Annotated in this window: 16 protein-coding genes; 7 read left to right on the top strand and 9 right to left on the bottom strand. The window is 62.7% G+C overall.

The window, feature by feature from the left end:
- Positions 1 to 3: 3 nt before the first annotated feature.
- Positions 4 to 351: a mercuric transporter MerT family protein gene (locus D3880_RS08775; RefSeq protein WP_119893086.1), complete on the bottom strand. Its 348-nt coding sequence runs from the start codon at positions 349 to 351 to the stop codon at positions 4 to 6.
- A 75-nt stretch (positions 352 to 426) separates the two neighbouring features.
- Here D3880_RS08775 and merR point away from each other — a divergent pair, with 75 nt between their 5' ends.
- A complete protein-coding gene (gene merR, locus D3880_RS08770; protein ID WP_119893085.1) occupies positions 427 to 825 on the top strand; it encodes an Hg(II)-responsive transcriptional regulator in 399 nt (132 codons plus the stop codon).
- Positions 826 to 909: 84 nt separating this feature from the next.
- On the opposite strand, the gene D3880_RS08765 is transcribed toward merR, so the two are convergent.
- The gene (locus D3880_RS08765; protein WP_119893084.1) at positions 910 to 1,227 is read right to left on the bottom strand and encodes a putative quinol monooxygenase; all 318 of its coding nucleotides are present in this window, start codon (positions 1,225 to 1,227) and stop codon (positions 910 to 912) included.
- 166 nt (positions 1,228 to 1,393) lie between these two features.
- On the opposite strand from D3880_RS08765, the gene mdaB reads away from it, so the two are divergent.
- Both mdaB and D3880_RS08755 read left to right on the top strand, forming a co-directional pair.
- The gene (mdaB, locus tag D3880_RS08760; RefSeq protein ID WP_119893083.1) at positions 1,394 to 1,984 is read left to right on the top strand and encodes an NADPH:quinone oxidoreductase MdaB; all 591 of its coding nucleotides are present in this window, start codon (positions 1,394 to 1,396) and stop codon (positions 1,982 to 1,984) included.
- Positions 1,985 to 2,476: 492 nt separating this feature from the next.
- Complete coding sequence (locus D3880_RS08755; protein ID WP_119893082.1) at positions 2,477 to 3,691, top strand: CmpA/NrtA family ABC transporter substrate-binding protein; 1,215 nt, start codon at positions 2,477 to 2,479, stop codon at positions 3,689 to 3,691.
- Positions 3,692 to 4,025: 334 nt separating this feature from the next.
- Here the strand turns inward: D3880_RS08755 and D3880_RS08750 are convergent, their stop codons facing one another.
- Entirely contained in the window at positions 4,026 to 4,694 is a 669-nt protein-coding gene (locus tag D3880_RS08750) for a DUF2971 domain-containing protein (RefSeq protein ID WP_162934965.1), read from the bottom strand.
- A gap of 557 nt (positions 4,695 to 5,251) precedes the next feature.
- Here D3880_RS08750 and D3880_RS08745 point away from each other — a divergent pair.
- The 4 genes from D3880_RS08745 (at position 5,252) to D3880_RS08730 (ending at position 10,093) form a co-directional block, all read left to right on the top strand.
- Positions 5,252 to 6,535, top strand: a complete 1,284-nt coding sequence (locus D3880_RS08745) for a CmpA/NrtA family ABC transporter substrate-binding protein (protein WP_119893080.1) — start codon at positions 5,252 to 5,254, stop codon at positions 6,533 to 6,535.
- A gap of 15 nt (positions 6,536 to 6,550) precedes the next feature.
- A complete protein-coding gene (gene ntrB, locus D3880_RS08740; protein ID WP_119893079.1) occupies positions 6,551 to 7,414 on the top strand; it encodes a nitrate ABC transporter permease in 864 nt (287 codons plus the stop codon).
- Between the two features lies 1 nt (position 7,415).
- Complete coding sequence (locus D3880_RS08735; protein WP_119893078.1) at positions 7,416 to 8,207, top strand: ABC transporter ATP-binding protein; 792 nt, start codon at positions 7,416 to 7,418, stop codon at positions 8,205 to 8,207.
- Between the two features lie 632 nt (positions 8,208 to 8,839).
- Positions 8,840 to 10,093 carry an alginate export family protein gene (locus D3880_RS08730; protein WP_119893077.1) on the top strand — a complete coding sequence of 418 codons (1,254 nt, stop codon included), beginning with the start codon at positions 8,840 to 8,842 and terminating at the stop codon, positions 10,091 to 10,093.
- A gap of 623 nt (positions 10,094 to 10,716) precedes the next feature.
- Here D3880_RS08730 and D3880_RS08725 read toward each other — a convergent pair.
- From D3880_RS08725 to D3880_RS08700, 6 genes are all read right to left on the bottom strand, one after another.
- On the bottom strand, positions 10,717 to 11,388 hold the full coding sequence (locus D3880_RS08725) for a hypothetical protein (protein ID WP_119893076.1): 672 nt from the start codon (positions 11,386 to 11,388) through the stop codon (positions 10,717 to 10,719).
- A gap of 233 nt (positions 11,389 to 11,621) precedes the next feature.
- Positions 11,622 to 12,455, bottom strand: coding sequence for a helix-turn-helix transcriptional regulator (locus tag D3880_RS08720; RefSeq protein WP_119893075.1), 834 nt, complete (start codon positions 12,453 to 12,455; stop codon positions 11,622 to 11,624).
- Between the two features lie 311 nt (positions 12,456 to 12,766).
- On the bottom strand, positions 12,767 to 13,255 hold the full coding sequence (locus D3880_RS08715; protein WP_119893074.1) for a GFA family protein: 489 nt from the start codon (positions 13,253 to 13,255) through the stop codon (positions 12,767 to 12,769).
- A gap of 94 nt (positions 13,256 to 13,349) precedes the next feature.
- Positions 13,350 to 14,246, bottom strand: coding sequence for a DUF2950 domain-containing protein (locus tag D3880_RS08710; protein ID WP_119893073.1), 897 nt, complete (start codon positions 14,244 to 14,246; stop codon positions 13,350 to 13,352).
- Positions 14,247 to 14,260: 14 nt separating this feature from the next.
- Positions 14,261 to 15,823: a DUF3300 domain-containing protein gene (locus tag D3880_RS08705; RefSeq protein ID WP_119893072.1), complete on the bottom strand. Its 1,563-nt coding sequence runs from the start codon at positions 15,821 to 15,823 to the stop codon at positions 14,261 to 14,263.
- 285 nt (positions 15,824 to 16,108) lie between these two features.
- Complete coding sequence (locus tag D3880_RS08700) at positions 16,109 to 17,074, bottom strand: class I SAM-dependent methyltransferase (RefSeq protein WP_119893071.1); 966 nt, start codon at positions 17,072 to 17,074, stop codon at positions 16,109 to 16,111.
- Positions 17,075 to 17,328 lie beyond the last annotated feature (254 nt).

The following is a 17,328-nucleotide window of genomic DNA, read 5'->3' as shown; positions in this document are numbered from 1 at the left end:
CTTTCAGTAGAACAACGGGGCGAGCCACGGCACGGCCAGCAAGCCGAGCAGCAGAACGGCGACGATCCAGAACGTGAGCCGTTGCCGCCGGATCGTGCGTGGATCGGCGCACGGCGTGCCCGACACGCAGACTTGCGGCACCAGATACAGCTTGCGGAAGGCCAGCCCGAGAAACAGCCACGTCAGGCCGATGAAGAAGGGCCGGTATGGCGCCATCGCTGCCAGACTGCCGACCCACGTACCGCCGATGCCGATGGCCAGCAGAACGAGCGGCCCGACACAGCACACCGACGCGCCGATGGCCGCCAGTGCGCCCGCGATCAGCGAGCCTTTTCCGGTGAGTTGTGCCATGCCTGTCTCCTTGAACCTGTTTGCCCTAGTGTTACTCTAATTCCCGTACCTAGATACGGAATCAAGGAGAGTTTCATGGCGGCAGATCTGAGCATCGGCAAGCTGGCGAAAGCGGCCGGGGTGAACATCGAGACGATCCGCTACTACCAGCGGCGTGGTCTGCTGGATGAGCCAGTCAAGCCGCTGGGCGGCCATCGGCGCTATTCAGCGGATGAGGCCAAGCGCGTGCGCTTTATCAGACGAGCGCAGGCGCTGGGCTTCACGCTGGACGAAGTGGGGGCGCTGTTGACGCTGGATGCGGCGTGCGCCTGCACGGAAACGCGGGCGCTGGCGGCCCGCAAGCTGGCACTGATCGAACAGAAGATGGCCGACCTTGCCGCCATGCGTCAGGTGTTGAGCGGACTGGTGCAGCAGTGCGATGCGGGTGATGGCGGAGCTGACTGCCCGATCATCGACGTGCTGGCTCGGGATTGATGTCAGCTTGAGCTACATCAGCGGGTGTCAGACCAGAGCCGCCAACCGGCGTCCGCTTGCTGCAACAGCCCGACATTTTGCCGTTCAGGCTTGCCGCGCGGCAGACGGGCTGAGCATCTCGATCAAGCGGATCTCGAAGTCGCGTGTCAGATAGTCCATGCGCCGCTCGTGGAAATCCCGCATGTGCGGCAGCGCGGAATGGACATCCAGATGCGCCCTGGACTGCCAGACCTCGTAGAAGATGAACAGCGTCGGGTCCTGCTGGTCGCGCAGCATGTGGTACTCGATGCAGCCGGCCTCGGCCCGGCTCGGCGCCACATAGGCACTGAACAGCGCCGCGAACTCCTCGGCTTTTTCCGGCTGGGTATGGGCATGCAAGATGAATCCGTACAAGTCGCTCATCGCTCTTGCTCCACAGGGGGTTGCTGGAAAGTTTCATCACCTTACAGCAAGGCTTGAGCGCTCATTCATGCCTTTTCAGCAAATATCATTTGCCCCGGACTGGGTGTTTAGGCGCAGTCAGGCTCGCTAGTCTGCCGGCCATCCGAACCTTGCTGAGGCACTCGCCATGAAAAAAGTCCTGCTGCTCAACGGCGGTAAAAAATTCGCCCACTCCGATGGCCGCTACAACGCGACGCTGCATGACGCCGCGGCAAGTTTCTTCGATCGTGCGGGCTTCGACCTGCAAGTCACGCATATCGACGAGGGTTACGACATCGCCGCAGAGGTCGCCAAGTACCGATGGGCCGACGTGATCATCTACCAGATGCCGGGCTGGTGGATGGGCGCGCCCTGGATCGTCAAGAAGTACATGGACGAAGTCTTCACCGCCGGCCACGGCAGCCTCTACGCCAATGACGGCCGCACCCGCGCGGATGCCTCGCAGAAATATGGCAGCGGCGGCCTGCTGCAGGGCAAGCAGTACATGCTTTCCGCGACCTGGAATGCCCCGCAGCAAGCCTTCGACGACCCGGCGGATTTCTTTGCCGGCCAGGGCGTGGACGCCGTCTACTTGCCGTTCCACAAGGCCAACGAGTTCCTCGGCATGCGCGGCTTGCCGACCTTCCTCTGTGTCGATGTGATGAAGGTGCCGGCCATCGAGGCGGACATCGCCCGTTATGAGCAGCATCTGGCGCGGGTGTTCAACGTCGCGGCCTGATGATCACCTCAGCCTGGGTAGAAGCGGCCGGGCCGAGCTTCCGCACGCAGCTTCATCGCGGAACAGCACCTGTGCCGGCTCGAAGAGGACTCATGCACATGACCGGCTTGCGCCAGAGCATAGGGTCCGCTTGCGCAATTGCGCCTCACCTGACCGCCGCTTGCATTGCCACTGAACAGGCATTTGCATTCGATGCAACCACGCATTGGCGAAGTGGATGAGCACTTCCGCAGGCCGCCCGACCGGCTCAAAACGCCCCCATACAGGTAGTCCGTTCCGTCTTCCGTGATGCTCGTTACGGCTGATCTAGTTTCGCGTCCGTGGGGGGCTTGCTTCACTCGGTTGAGATTCTGGCATATGGCTTGCTGAGCATTCGCAGCAGAGCGCTCTCCAACGGCGGAGGCAGTTCATAGACGAAGGCGTCGTTTCCGGCTACCCAACCCGTGGTGGCTGGGGCGGCGCCTTTTTTGTTCACCGGCGGAACAACACCACATGAGCGAAAACAGCAGCATCCGTAGCGACAACTTGGCCTGGGTCGCAGGCAGCGACGCCCCGGAAAAGAGCACCCTGGAGCTGGGCTTCATGGCCCTCAGCGACTCGGCCTCGTTGATAGTCGCGGCCACCCAGGGTTTCGCCCAGCCCTACGGGCTGACGCTCAACCTGAGGCGCCAGGCCTCCTGGGCCACCCTGCGCGACAAGCTGTTATCCGGCGAGCTGGACGCCGCCCAGGCGCTCTACGGCCAGGTCTACGGTATCCACCTGGGTCTCGGCGGCACGGCCGCCGACATGGCCATCCTCATGGGGCTGTGCCAGAACGGCCAGGCGATCAACCTGTCCGAGCCGCTCAAGCAGGCCGGGGTGACCACAGCCGAAGCGCTGGCCGCGCGCGTACGCCAGGCCGGTGCAAAACTCACCTTCGCCCAGACCTTCCCCACTGGCACCCACGCCATGTGGCTGTATTACTGGCTGGCGAGTCAGGGCATCCACCCGCTGGAAGATGTGCACACCGTGGTCGTGCCACCCGCGCAGATGGTCGCCCACCTCCAGGCTGCGCGTATCGACGGTTTCTGCGCCGGCGGCCCCTGGGGTGCGCTGGCGGTGGAAGAACAGCAGGGTTTCACCCTGGCCACCAGCCAGATAATCTGGGCCGACCACCCGGAAAAGGTGCTGGGCTGTACCCGGGCGTTCGCCCTGCAGTACCCCAACACCGCACGCGCCCTGACCATGGCCGTACTGGAAGCCAGCCGCTTCATCGATGCCAACGAGGAGAACAAACGCAGTACCGCGCAGCTGATCTGCGCGAGCGAGTACGTCGACGCACCGCTCTCGGCCATCCAGCCGCGCTTTCTCGGTCACTACGAAGATGGCCTCGGCTACGCCTGGCGGGACGCCCATCCGCTGCGCTTCTTCGCCGGCGGCGAAGTGACCATGCCCTGGCTGTCCGACGGCATCTGGTTCATGACCCAGTTCCGGCGCTGGGGCCTGCTCAAGGATGACCCGGACTTCCTCGGCATCGCCCGCCAGGTTCACCAGCTGGACCTCTATCGGCAAGCGGCCGAAGCGCTGGGCATCGCCGTGCCGGAACAGCCCATGCGCAGTTCCACCCTGCACGATGGCAGCACCTGGGACGGCAGCGATCCGGCCGCCTATGCCCGCAGCTTCGCCATTCACGCGCGCAGCCGCAGCGCCGCCTCCTTCGCCCTGTAACGGTTGGAGAAGAACGCCAGATGCTCCGCATTCTCCTGATCAACGACACCCCGAAGAAGGTTGTGCGCCTGGAATCCGCGTGGGCCGACAGCGCCGCCCAGCTCGACATCTTCAACGACTCCAAGGAATCAGCAGCCTAACCCACCCTGCCCGACCCCCATCCTTGCCCGATGCACGGCCGGCGGGTGTTAGGCGAAGAGTAACAAGCTGGCATCAGGCACCACGTAAAGACTTCATAAACCCGGCCAGCATCCTTGCACGATGTCCGGAACGGAGATCATCGACGGGGTGGCCTATGCGCAGTCGTGGCATTGCAGGGTGGTGTAGTCAGCAGCTATGGCCAAAGACTCTTGTCCTTGTTTCTGACTATCTGAAAGGACTTGAATGCAGTCCTAACTTTAAAACACTCAACACCGCTGGATCGAGGGCCTAGTTTTTCGGAAAGTTGGGGTTGAGTGATCTTTGAGTTGCACCCAACAATAACCTGCTTCAACTCACCTATATCTGAGAAATCCCTAAAATACAGATCACCTTCTTTCTCAGATTCGCTCAGTAGCAATATTCGACGAACCTCTTTCTCGTATCGCCACTGGGAGTGCTTGATAAGAAGCAGTTTATGCATAGTGTCAAAGCGTTGCTGCTTGGCCATATCGATGTATCGAGGAATGTCAAAATCTATTCTACCGAATCTATATTCGACATCCGTGACTTTGCTAGCTGGAACATCAAATCCCAGACACACTCCTCTGTGCTTGTTAGCATAGTGCCCCCACTGCACAGGGCTGCGGAAGGACTTGCTGAAGCAAATGAAACCGAACTGTTTGGCGGCACTCTCTTTGAATTTCTTGATATGCCCCCTGATATCACGATCAGGCGATGAGTACGCTAAAAGTTCAAATGGATCATTCAAGTCCAATATCGTCGCAACTTTTAGCCTCGACTTCTCAATATTCTGAAGCCCAAATTCTTCATTGCAGAAGTGATAAACACGCCGCGTACTCATCCTTCCCATTTCCTAGTTTCCGGCCCATGCCGGGCTCCAAAACCTACCCCACTCCATGCCATAGCGCCACTACGGCGAAGGATTAGCCATGCCTGAAAATCGCACCGCTCCCCGCGAGCGCCCCATCCTGTTCAGCGGCCCCATGGTCCGCGCCATCCTGGAAGGCCGGAAAGCGGTAATCCCACCTCCGAGGGTGGATCGATAAAGCGCGATCCACCCTACGGCACTCCGGGGGGCGCGCGAACCAAAACCGTTCAAGCGGCTCCCCTTCGCACGCATATGGCCAATCCCCGCCGGCCGGCCATTCTTCTGAATCTAACAAGCAAGCTGCTGATTTCCAAGGCATTCCCAACCTGCCGAAGCATGCACGCACTACCGGCCGCGGCCTGCCGAGCAAGCTGGCAAGGCCTTTGCAGATACTCGCTCAGACTCCTGCGTAGCACGCCAACGGCGGCGGGCCGCGGATCACGGACAACGGCGTCCGTCAGTGTTCCCTTTCCTTAGGGGAACCCTGGCGCACGCCGTTTTTGTTTTGCCCCTGAAAAAAGGACAACTCCATGAGTGAGCGTGATTCCAAAGACCCGCTGAACAACAGCCGTCGCAACTTCCTCAAGCAATCCATCGCCATCGCCGGCACTGTCGGTGGTGTGGCCGCCCTGGGGCTCTCCGCCCCCGGCTTCCTGCGCAGCGCAGCCTGGGCCGCGGGCTCGGATGCGCCGGAAAAGGCGGCGTTGAAGATTGGCTTCATTCCGTTGACCGACTGCGCCCCGGTGGTGGTCGCCGCCACCCAGGGCTTTGCCAGCAAGTACGGGCTGACCATCACCCCGAGCAAGGAGGCCTCCTGGGCCGGCGTGCGCGACAAGCTGAACACCGGCGAGCTGGATGCCTCGCATGTGCTCTACGGCATGATGTACGGCTCCCAGCTCGGCGTCGCCGGCCCGCAGAAGGACATGGCCGTGCTCATGGGCCTGAACCAGAACGGCCAGGCCATCACCCTCTCCAAGCAGCTCAGGGAAGCCGGCGTGACCACCGGTGAGCAGCTCGCCGCGCACATCAAGAAGGGTGGCACCCCGCTGACCTTCGCCCAGACCTTCCCCACCGGCACCCATGCCATGTGGTTGTATTACTGGCTGGCCAGCCTAGGCATCAACCCCATGAGCGACGTCAAGACCATCACCGTGCCGCCACCGCAGATGGTCGCCAACATGCGCGTCGGCAACATGGATGGCTTCTGTGTCGGCGAGCCCTGGGGCGCACGGGCGATTCTCGACAAGATCGGCTTCACCGCCGTCACCACCCAGCAGATCTGGGCCGACCACCCGGAGAAAGTGCTCGGCTGCTCGCGCAAATTCGTCGAGCAGAACCCCAACACCGCGCGCGCCCTGGTCATGGCCATCCTCGATGCCAGCCGCTTCATCGAAGCCAGTGAGGAAAACAAGAAGGCCACCGCCAAGCTCATCTCCGGCAAGGCCTACGTCAACGCCCCCACCGAAGTCATCGAGCAGCGCTTCCTCGGCCACTACGAGGACGGCCTCGGCAACAGCTGGCAGGACCCGCATGCCATGGCCTTCTGCAAGGGCTGCAACGTGAACTTCCCCTACCACTCCGACGGCATGTGGTTCATGACCCAATTCAAGCGTTGGGGGCTGATCAAGGCCGACCCGGACTACGCCGCCGTGGCCGCCCAGGTCAACCAGACCCGGCTGTTCGCTGAGGCCGCCGGCGCCCTCGGCATGACCGTGCCGGGCAGCGCGATGCGCACCAGCACCTTGATTGACGGCAAGGTCTGGGACGGCTCCAACCCGGCCGCTTACGCCCAGTCCTTTGCGGTCAAAGCCTAAGTCAGGAGACTCCAGATGAACGCTCCCGTGAAAATGCCACCGCCGGTGGCCAACAAGGCCGCGCGCAGCGTGGCTCCGCGCCTGGCCTTGCCAGGCGCGGAGGCCTTCACCGCGCTGGCCAAGGCAGTGATTCCGCCGCTGCTCGGCATCCTGTTGTTCATCGGCGTATGGGCGCTGGTGGCGGCTCGCAGCGAAGGCCTGCCGGGACCGCTGTCGACCTGGTACTCGGCGCTGGAACTGTTCGCCGATCCGTTCTACGACAACGGCCCGAACGACATGGGCATCGGCTGGAACATCCTCCATTCCCTCGGCCGTGTCGGCCTGGGCTTCGGCCTGGCGGCGCTGATCGGCATTCCGCTGGGCTTCGCCATCGGCCGCTTCGCCTTCCTCGCCAACATGCTCTCGCCGATCATCAGCCTGCTACGCCCGGTCTCACCGCTGGCCTGGCTACCGATCGGCCTGCTGGTGTTCGAGGCCGCCGGCCCCGCGTCGATCTGGGTGATCTTCATCAGCTCGATCTGGCCGATCATCCTCAACACCGCGGCCGGCGTGGCCAGCGTGCCGCAGGATTACCTGAACGTGGCCCGCGTGCTCAAGCTGTCGGAGCTCAAGGTCCTCACCCGCATCCTCTTCCCCGCCGTGCTGCCGCATCTGATGACCGGCATCCGCCTGGCCATAGGCGTCGCCTGGCTGGTGATAGTCGCCGCGGAAATGCTCACCGGCGGCACCGGCCTGGGCTTCTGGGTGTGGGATGAGTGGAACAACCTCAACGTCGAGCACATCCTCATCGCCATCATCATCGTCGGCCTGGTCGGCCTGGCGCTGGAACAGAGCCTGCTTCTGTTGGCCAAGCGCTTCGACTACGCCCAAGGAGCCTGACATGGACAAATTCGTGGAGCTGACCGGCGTCAGCAAGCATTTCGACACCAAGAAAGGCCGCTTCCAGGCCCTTAGCGACGTCAACCTGAGCATCGCCCGTGGCGAGTTCGTTTCGTTGATCGGCCATTCCGGTTGCGGCAAGTCCACGGTGCTCAACCTCATCGCCGGGCTGCTGGAAGCCAATGCGGGCGGGCTGATCTGCAACGGCCGCGAGATCGACGGCCCCGGCCCGGAGCGCGCGGTGGTGTTCCAGAACCACAGCCTGCTGCCCTGGATGACCTGCTTCGGCAACGTCTACCTGGCGGTGGAGCGGGTGTTCGCCGGCCAGGAGGGCAAGGCCCAGCTTAGGGAGCGTACCGCGGCGGCGCTGCAGATGGTCGGCCTGGACCATGCCATGCACAAGCACCCCAACGAGATCTCCGGCGGCATGAAGCAGCGCGTCGGCATCGCCCGCGCCTTGGCCATGGAACCGAAGGTGCTGCTGATGGACGAGCCCTTCGGCGCCCTCGATGCCCTCACCCGTGCGCACCTGCAGGACGAGCTGCTGCGCATCGTCGGCGCAACGCAGAGCACCGTGGTGATGGTCACTCATGATGTGGACGAGGCGGTGCTGCTCTCCGACCGCATCGTGATGATGACCAACGGCCCGGCCGCCACGGTCGGCGATATTGTCCAGGTCGACCTGGCTCGCCCACGCGACCGCCTGGTCCTGGCCAACGATGCGCGCTACCACGCCTATCGCAGCGCCGTGCTGGAGTTCCTGTACCAGCGCCAGCAACGCCCAGCGGCTTGAGTTTCCGCCCCGCCCCTCCAAGCCCGGCCTCGCGCCGGGCTTTTCTTTGGGCGGCTAGAAAGCTGCTCAGCGGCGAAGGCATCGCTCCGAGGTAGGTTGGTGCTGAGCCTGCGAAGCCCAACATGTGGCCCGACGGGCCACCCTGCGTGATTCTGGGCGACGCAAGCGCCGCCTTGTTGGGCATCGCTTCGCTCAGCACCAACCTACTCGGCGCATCCCGATCGGAGCGTAAAACTTCGTACCTCCCAATGACCTAGCCAAGGCGAAACACCGAGGGTGATTCGCGGCACCTGTCCTTGTTCCGCCACCGGGATGCGAACGAACAGATAGCCCGGCTGGAGACATCTCGCAGCACCCCGCAGACGGCCTTGCAACCGCACTGAATCAATGCGCAACGGCCGAGGTCAGTGCAGGTATCAATCGCCAAATGTTCTTAAAAATTTAATAAATCTCAACAAATCAGCCACTTGGAAAAGCTGGCATGCCGCCTGCTAAGACCCTCCCCGGTCAGCACAACGGCGTGTCTGCCACTCAACCGACAACGACGTCACGGTAGCCCCCCTTCTCCACCTCTGGAGCGCGGGCAGCGTGACGTTTTTTTTTTGCGTTATCTGGCTTACAGGAAGACCACCATGCGCATGATGAAACTGTCCCTGCTGTCGCTGGCCGTTGCCGGCGCGACCCTCAGTCACGCCGCCCTCGCCGAGGAAGACCCGAGCAACCTGATCACCCAGGGCAAACCTATCCTCGATGCCCGCTACCGCTTCGAGAACGTCGACCAGAACAACGCCCTACGCGACGCCAACGCCCAGACCCTGCGCACCCGCGTCGGCTTCCAGAGCGGCAAGTGGTACGGCCTGTCGAGCCTGGTCGAGGTCGACAACGTCAGCCGTCTGGGCGATGCCGCCTACAACGACACCCGCAACGGCCAGAAGGAATACGCCATGGTCGTCGACCCGGACGGCACCGAGATCAACCAGCTCCTGCTGCGCTACGACCACCGCTACGGCAACGCCGTACTCGGCCGTCAGCGCATCAACCTGGACAACCAGCGCTTCATCGGCGGGGTGGCCTGGCGGCAGAACGAGCAGACCTACGACGGCGCGCTCGCCCAGTTCAAGCCGCTCGAAGGCCTGACCCTGACCTACGCCTACCTCGACAACATCAACACCATCTTCGGCCCCGACAACGGCCGTTTCGACAACCGCACCAACCCGGCCAACATCGAAGGCCACAGCCACCTGATCAATGCCCAGTACCTGCTCATGCCGGAACTCACGGTGACCGCCTACAGCTACCTGCTCGGCCTGGACAACATCGCCGTGGCAGCCACCGCGCCGCTAGGCACGCTGTCCAGCAAGACCAGCGGCCTGCGCCTCACCGGTGCCGTCGCGGGCATCAGCTACGCCCTGGAATACGCGCAGCAGAACGACTACGCCGACAACCCCGTGGACCTGGACAGCGAGTACCGCCTCGCTGAGCTTGGTTATACCTTCAAAGGCGTGCAACTGAAGGCCGGCTACGAGGTGCTAGGCGGCGACAACAGCTCCGGCAACCGTGCCTTCCAGACGCCGCTGGCGACCAAGCACGTCTTCCAGGGCTGGGCCGACCAGTTCCTCACCACCCCCGCCGACGGCATCGAGGACGCCTACCTAGGTTTCACCGCACCGCTCGCCGGTGGCACCCTGCAGGCCTGGTATCACGACTTCGAGACCGAGCGGACCAGCGACAGCTACGGTGACGAGATCGACCTCTCCTATGCCCACCCGATCCCCGGAGTGAAGGGGCTGGTCGGCCTGGTCAAGTACGCCAGCTACAACTCGGATGACGTGGCCCGTACCGTCGATACCGACAAGGTCTGGCTGCAACTGCAATACACCTACTGACCCTTCCTGGCCCGCCAGGGGTTTGCCAGCGGTGTGCGGCGACTCTGCTCCGCACACCGCTGCTGGCAGCCCAATATTCAGAACAAGAGAATATGCATGAACGAAGACCTGCCCTTCCTTCAGCCAAGAATCTGTCCCTGAACAATCGCGCCCACACGGGGGCATGAGCATCTTTCCCCGGCTAAACCGCCCCCAGCTCAGATTCACAGCCAGCCCCATGGGGCAGTGGTGCCGTCAACATCACTCAGAGCCTGTTTACGATCTCGCGAGCTAGGGCCAGACAAGGCGCAACGCAGCGAAGCGGAGTAACAGCCGCAGGCTGGCCCGCAGGGCGAGCCAGCGAGTAAATCGGGCGAAGACGCGCAGTTTACGAGTTGTAAATGAGCAGTACTCGTTTCACTCGCCCTCCGGGCCGCGCTGAAGCGCGTTAGCCGCAAGCGGCTTGCTGAGCCCGATTTCAACGCCGTATGGCCGACGCGCAGCAGATCGTAAACAAGCTCTTAGGCAACTGACGACGCCGCTGCTTGTGCCGAATGGCTGCAGGAGCTCAGGCGATGAATCGCCCTGGGCACGCCTTCCTGGCAGTTCAGCCGGTGGATAGGCGCTGGAGGATCGAGCTCCCTTCACATTGCTTCCTCTGCCTCTGGTACCTTTTCGCGCAAAGGCTCGATTCTGACCGTAAAGTTTCTCTGCTGAGCCTGCTCCTCAATCTGATGGACGCCAATGCCCGTCACTGTGCCGGACGTACCGGCGGCAAACGTGCCTTGCTCGGCCCTGACCTTGAAATCGTGTCTGGATTCGCAGTCACAGTCCGCGGCTCCCGCGAACGGCCCCGGGTTGAAAGTTCCATCCTGGTGAAAATGCGCGAATCCAGGGTGCTCGTCTGCCACAAACTCGTTCTGGTCTTCATCGAGCTCCTCACTGGGGTCGAGTGCCCTGCCCCTGATTCCTCTCAGCAATTGAAATTGGTTGTCCAGTGTCAGGTCCCAGGTGATGCGCAGACCAAAACTGTCCACGGCTGCCGCAACCTCCTCCACAAACTGAACGGAGATGGGAGTTCGGTCGACGATCTTCAGCGTCAGACTGAGCGTGCCTTTGTTGCGCCCCTCGCCGGGATTGCCGGTAAAGACACAATTGCTCACTTGGGCGTCATCGAACGTTATCGACCAGCCGGTATCCCGATTGGCGTCTGCCAACTCACATACGCCAGCGCTTGCCGGGCCTGTATAGAGCCCCGCGACGGCCATGCTGATGGCAAATGGAAGTGTGTAGATCTTTAGCCATTGAGGAGACATGGTTTTTCTCCTTCGCAAGAATGAGAAATAACGTCTTCATCCCTTTCTGCCCGCCGTGCAATGGCCTCTGCCCTCGCCCTGTGCGAGCCAAACACCCCTTGGAATGCTTGAACGCTCACATGCACAGATCGGGCGATGGTCAACACCAAGCCTTCTCACACGCCCTAACCGCCGCTGGTGGGAGTTAGTGCCCGCGACTGTCGGACTGATGGACCTCTGAGTAAGTCTATGGGCTACAACAGCTGCCTGCTGTGCATATCTTGCAGAACGCTATGCGTTTTCTCGGAGTGGTGCCAACTGGAGGGATTCAGTCGATATTGGGATGGTGTGACACCGATACGTTGGTGAAACATCCGGGCGAAATGAGAGGCGTTAGGGAAGCCAACGGCGCAGGCTACCTCGGAGATCATGGCATGCGGGTTGCTCAACAGCTCCATGGAACGCTGAAGCCTGTATCGGCAGAGATATTCGCCGAAGGTTAGGCCATAGGCGTGCTTGAAGGCCCGGCTGAACTCATAGATGCCCATGTTGCAGAAGCCGGCAACATCTTGCAGCCGAAGCGGCTCTCCATAGTGAAGCTCCACATAGGTCACCGCGCATTGAGCCTCCCGCTGGGCAAGATCAGGGATGCCGAAGCGACTCTCCAATGGGATGAGCGGCGCGGGCATCGCGATTTCCCGCCCAGCGTCGCGACCTAATGGCAAAACCGACAGAAGGGGCTCAATCCGACTCCAGAGCTCTTCAGCTGATAGCGGATTTACCAGATAGTCCCAGACTCGGGTGCGAAACGCCCAGACAGCCAGCGCCTCCGAGTGATAGACCGTGAGCATCAGGATAGGCAAGGAAGGGTAGGCCTGTTTGGTCGAGCGTAACGCCTTCAGGGCCGCTAGGCTGGGGTAGTCATACTCAAAGCATGACAACAGCGGCGATGTCTGGTCGATACTCTGAGGTATGGCAGCCATCTCAACGACGTGCTGGATGCGAAAATACGCGTCTAAGTCCCCCACCGGGCTGGGTTCTACCCGGCTGGTGCGGAGGTCTGTCCAGACGAGACAGGGCAAATTCATCACTTCGCCTCCCGTCGTTCTTGTTGTTGCTAGGGCAACCAGTGTAGTTGAACAGCGCGACGACACCGCCCATCAGCAGGAATGCCTGCCGAAGAATTGCTCGCAGGAGCGCCGAGCAACACACCCCGGAGCCGCTGAAGTTGAAGCCGCGCAGGCGGGACCGCAACTTTATCGCGCAGCAGCGCTTGCGCTGGCCCTAGGGGCAATAATCCAGCTGTAAGGCGGGTGCAGCCCGCACGGTAATTGCAGAGATACCCACAGCCCGGGCTTCACCCGTCCTCCAAGGTTGCAGCGGATTCGTCCGCCAGCAGTCAGCGACTCAAGCCAAGCCGCTCGTGCCACTGGGCGATGGATTCTTCGGGGTAGCCGGCGAATTGCTTATCGCCAGGCCGCGCATCGACTTCGACCCAGGAGGCCTTCGAGTCGAGCAGCAGATGGGTGTGCTCCGGCGGCACCGGCAGCGGCGTGTCGATGGCCGAGGCGAAGGGATGAACGAGCTCCGGCCATTCCGGACTGAACAGCCACAGGGCACTGCCGCAGAGCCGGCAGAAATGCCGCTCGGCCGTACTGGTATGGGCGCGGCGGGCGCCCTCCGCCTTGATCTTGGCGTGGTAGATGGCGATCTGCTTGCGCCCGGTGACTTTCAGACTCTGCGCGTCGCCCGCCAGGTTGATCGCGTAACCGCCGCCGCCCTGGGTCTTGCGGCAGATCGAGCAGTAGCAGCGCTGGTAGGGATAGGGATGGGCGCTGATCAGACTGAAAGCCACCGCACCGCAGTGGCAGGAACCCTTGAGCTGCATGGTGGACCCTCCTGGCGATCGGGCAGGATTCTCAAGCGCGACGGTTAGCTTCAAGCACGGACTGCACCCACCCCGGGGCGGCGTTCGCCCGCGCTCAAGGCGCCGGCTGCTCCTCCTTGACCTCGCTCCAACTGCTGTCCGGATCGAAGCGCGGCATGGCCTTGGCCAGCTTCGCGCTGTCCGGGCCCAGGTCCTTCTCGAACACTTGGCCGTCGTGGCTGATCATGAAGCTCATCACCCCGCTATCGCCGTACTTGGCCGGCCAGGCGATCACCGCGAAGCCGCGGCTCATGCTGTCGCCGATCTTGTAGTCGTAGGCGCCGCCCGGTGCCGAGGGGCCTTGGGCGGTGAGGATGCGGTAGTGATAGCCGTGCCAGTCGTCGCCCGGCTGGGCATCGCCGAACAGCGGGCCGAGCGGGCTTTCCTCGATGCCTTCTTCCTCGGCCCAGTACAGGCCGTCGTACTGGCCGTCGCTGCTGATGAACTTCTGCGCGTACTCGAGCACGCCGTCGCCATCGCGGTCGACCTCGGCGTAGTCCATCTGCGCGTCGTCGTAGGCACGCACCGCCTGGATGGCGGCCAACTCGTCGCGGCCGATCCGGCGCACGCGGATCTCTTCGCCACCGGCCTTGGGATCGAAGGCCCAACCCTGCTTGCCCTGCACGATCGGCAGCGGCAGGGTCCAGGGCGTGCTGCCGACCACCAGGTGCGCGCGCCCCGGTTTCTCGGTCTGGATCAGGTGCTTCTCCCGGTAGTGGGCGAGGAAAGCGTCGACGTCCTCGCGGTCGACGCCCTCGGTCGGGATATAGCTGTGCCAGTCGGCGCCGAGCAGGGTCGCCAGGGCGACGGCATCGGACTTCTCGGTGCCGAGCGCGGCGACCAGCGCCTCGGCCGCGGCGTCCGGGCTGGGATAGGCCTGCTGCGCCTGCGCGCCCTGGGCCAGCCCCATCATCAGTAGCGCTACGGCGATCGTACGGAATGCAAGATGCATGGGCGAGTCTCCTGTCAGCGCCGATGGAAGCCACCGCCGCCGCCCTGGGACGGCGCGTGCGCGGGTCGTTGGACTGGGCGGCTGGCGGCACGCGATGCCTGCGGCCGACTGGCGGCGGCATGACTGACCTGGCCGCGGCTGGCGTAGGCGTGCGTCTGCGAAGGGTTGCGCGCACCGACGAAGGCATTGTTGCGCGGTGCCTGCGTGCGGGCGTGCTGCTGACGCACTTGCTGGCGGACCTGCGGATTGCTCTGCGCGCGCTGGCGCAGCTGCTGACCACCGCCCTGAGTCTGGGCGTGTTGGCGCGACTGCACGGTAGCCTGGGCGCGCTGCCGCGCCTGCGAGTCACGACCCGCGGTCTGGGCCCGTTCGCGCAACTGCGGCTCGTTGCGCAGATCGCGGCCCGCCGCCTGGGCGCGCTCGCGGGCCTGTTGGTTGCTGGTCGCCGGGGCCGCTATGCCGTGCTGGCTCAGGCTCTGGCGCGCACGCTCGCGTTCACTGGCGCGCGCCGGATCGTGGCCGCGAAAGGCGTCGCGTTGCTCGGTGCCGGCCAGGCGCCGACCGTATTGTTCGCGGCTGGCGCTGTCGCGATAAGGCACGCCATTGCGGTTGATCGGGTTGTGCTGCCAGGTGTTCTGGTTGACGTTGAGCTGGCGGTTGACGTTGAGGTTGTTGTAGCGGTTGACGTCGATGTCGACGTCATGATGATCCCAGTCGCAGTCGCCCCACAGCGAATTGACGATCGCCACGCCGGTGCCGAAGGCCAGGCCGGCGGCCAGCGCGGTGCCGATGGTGTAGCCCGGCGACGGTGGGTAATAGGCCGGCGGCGAGGACGGATAGGGCCAGGTGCCGTAGACCACGCTGGGGTTGTAGCTGGGCACGTAGACCACCTGCGGATTGGTCGGCTGGATGACGATGGTCTGCGCCGGGGCGGCCTGCTGCACCGCCACCGTCGAGTCGGCCGGCGCGGGGGCTGGCTCTGGCGCCGCGGCGGCGGGCTGCACGGTGACGAGCTGCTGCTCGTTGGACTCCAGGTGGCCGGCGGCTTGCGCCTTGCGGCGCAGACGTTGCACCGAGTCCATCACGGCGTCGGGCTGGGCGAGGAAGGCGTCGCCGACCTTCTGTACCCAGGCCGGGTCCTGGCCGAGGGTGTCCAGCACCTGCGGGAAGGCGACCAGTGACTGCACACTGGGATCCCAGGGCTGGTTGGCGACCTGCTTGACGGCGGCGTCGCCGCTGGCATCCGGATGCGCCTTGGACCAGGCCACCGCATCGGCGACATTGCCCGGATAGGTCGCCGCCATCAGCACCTGGGCCAGCAGCGAGTCCGGATACAGGGCCAGCGGCGCCAGCATCTGGTCAAGCTGCTCCGGCGTGAACACGACCTCGGCTGGCGCCGCCGGGGCGGGAGCGGGCGCTGGCGCGGCCGGGGCGGGAGTAGCGGCCGGGACAGCCGGGGCGGAAGTAGCCGCGGTGGCGGTCGGCGCCTGCGCGGCGGGCGTCTTGTCCTCGTCTGAACAGGCGGACAGGGCCAGCAAGGCGAGCAGTATTGCGCTGAAGCAAGAACTAACACGCATGACGCTCCTCCTCGGGAAGAAAAAGCGGTTCGGAACACAGGGACCGTGGCGACTGCAGTCGACAGGGCGCGGCCCTGGGAAGCATAGGCCGAGCGCTAAGGGGTGGTAGTGATTTATTCAGATGAATCACTACCACCCTTTTAGCTGCGTTAGCGTCGAGGGTATTGCTGGCCCAAGTTGCGTGGTCCAGGAGGAGTTTCAGTGAATAATCCCCTGCTGATACGCGCGGGGCACTCGAATACGTTTAAAACCTTAGGCGCCAGAGTTATCCAGGCAGGGCCGGCACTACGCGCAATGGTTCGCGGCGATACGGCCGGCTTGGGTAAATACCAAGGCCTTCAACCCGCTATCGGGATTGATGTCGGCAAACTCTGGCGGGTTTTCCAACCGCTGTTCGAAACTCAGACTTGGCGCCTCATTGGTCATGCCTGCAATTAAAAAGTCCGGGCCTACGGCCGGGTCATTGATACAGGCCAGTACCGTACCCTGCGCGGTAAGCAAATCAGGCAGGCGACGCAGTATTCTTTGATAATCCTTGGTCAATGCAAAGCTGCCCTTCTGGAAAGAGGGCGGGTCGATGATGATCAGGTCATAGGGGCCATATTTCGTTACTTTGCCCCATGATTTAAACAACTCATGACCTAAAAAACTTACCCTGTTTAAATCATGCTGATTCAGTCGATGATTATCTCGCCCACGGCTCAAGGCCGCTTTGGCCATGTCCAGATTCACCACATGCTCCGCGCCGCCGGCAATGGCGGCAACCGAGAAGCCGCAGGTGTAGGCAAACAGATTCAGCACCCGCTTGCCTTGGGCCTGAGCTTGAACCCAGCGGCGGCCATAGCGCATATCCAAGAACAAACCGTTATTTTGTTTTTTGCCTAAATCCAATTTATAGCGCAGGCCGTTCTCGGTGATTAGCCATTCATCCACTGCATCACCCAGCAGAAATTCAGTTGGGCTGTCCTGCAAGTAACGGTGTTGCAAGAGAAGTTTTTGCGCTTGGCTTTGCCGCCAAGCCGGTGATTCGGTTAAGGCCATGAGCATGTGTTTTAAAGCGACTAGTTCTGGCTCACTCGGCTCCCTGAAGAGGGAAACCAGCAGCACGCCTTGTAACCAGTCTGCGGTGACATGCTCAAGCCCCGACCAGCACTGCCCTCTGCCGTGAAACAGGCGGCGCGCTTCATCAGGTGCGGAACTTAAGGCGGAGATTAAATGCTGATGCAGGGTGCCGATGGCTTCTGAGTTCATGGCTCATATCACTTAGGGGTTGTGCCGGATTTTAAACGCAATAGCGGGGTGAATCCGCTTTGGCTTCTTTAGTGAGACCGCCCTCACCTGCCGTCGGACGTATGGAATGGGCGACAGGTGTGGAGGGCCTATACTCGGGTGTGGAGTACTTCCAGAGTTCCAGCACCACGCCGATGAGTCGTTTGCGCCCGTGCCAGCTCTGGCGGACGGAGGGGCTGAAATCGGAGCGCACAACAGTTTTGTTGCTCGCCGGC

It is taken from the genome of Pseudomonas cavernae, assembly GCF_003595175.1.
In the GTDB taxonomy this organism is placed as follows: domain Bacteria; phylum Pseudomonadota; class Gammaproteobacteria; order Pseudomonadales; family Pseudomonadaceae; genus Aquipseudomonas; species Aquipseudomonas cavernae.
Note: the sequence above shows the minus strand (reverse complement) of the source record. Positions and strands in the feature narration are given on the sequence as shown.

Bases quoted from the DNA above. Each gene is read 5' to 3' on its own strand.
- D3880_RS08745 (WP_119893080.1), top strand. From the start codon at position 5,252: ATGAGTGAGCGTGATTCCAAAGACCCGCTGAACAACAGCCGTCGCAAC.
- D3880_RS08730 (WP_119893077.1), top strand. From the start codon at position 8,840: ATGCGCATGATGAAACTGTCCCTGCTGTCGCTGGCCGTTGCCGGCGCG.
- merR (WP_119893085.1), top strand. From the start codon at position 427: ATGGCGGCAGATCTGAGCATCGGCAAGCTGGCGAAAGCGGCCGGGGTG.
- D3880_RS08725 (WP_119893076.1), bottom strand. From the start codon at position 11,388: ATGTCTCCTCAATGGCTAAAGATCTACACACTTCCATTTGCCATCAGC.
- D3880_RS08735 (WP_119893078.1), top strand. From the start codon at position 7,416: ATGGACAAATTCGTGGAGCTGACCGGCGTCAGCAAGCATTTCGACACC.
- D3880_RS08710 (WP_119893073.1), bottom strand. From the start codon at position 14,246: ATGCATCTTGCATTCCGTACGATCGCCGTAGCGCTACTGATGATGGGG.
- mdaB (WP_119893083.1), top strand. From the start codon at position 1,394: ATGAAAAAAGTCCTGCTGCTCAACGGCGGTAAAAAATTCGCCCACTCC.
- D3880_RS08715 (WP_119893074.1), bottom strand. From the start codon at position 13,255: ATGCAGCTCAAGGGTTCCTGCCACTGCGGTGCGGTGGCTTTCAGTCTG.
- D3880_RS08720 (WP_119893075.1), bottom strand. From the start codon at position 12,455: ATGAATTTGCCCTGTCTCGTCTGGACAGACCTCCGCACCAGCCGGGTA.
- D3880_RS08775 (WP_119893086.1), bottom strand. From the start codon at position 351: ATGGCACAACTCACCGGAAAAGGCTCGCTGATCGCGGGCGCACTGGCG.
- D3880_RS08750 (WP_162934965.1), bottom strand. From the start codon at position 4,694: ATGAGTACGCGGCGTGTTTATCACTTCTGCAATGAAGAATTTGGGCTT.
- D3880_RS08765 (WP_119893084.1), bottom strand. From the start codon at position 1,227: ATGAGCGACTTGTACGGATTCATCTTGCATGCCCATACCCAGCCGGAA.
- D3880_RS08705 (WP_119893072.1), bottom strand. From the start codon at position 15,823: ATGCGTGTTAGTTCTTGCTTCAGCGCAATACTGCTCGCCTTGCTGGCC.
- D3880_RS08755 (WP_119893082.1), top strand. From the start codon at position 2,477: ATGAGCGAAAACAGCAGCATCCGTAGCGACAACTTGGCCTGGGTCGCA.
- D3880_RS08700 (WP_119893071.1), bottom strand. From the start codon at position 17,074: ATGAACTCAGAAGCCATCGGCACCCTGCATCAGCATTTAATCTCCGCC.
- ntrB (WP_119893079.1), top strand. From the start codon at position 6,551: ATGAACGCTCCCGTGAAAATGCCACCGCCGGTGGCCAACAAGGCCGCG.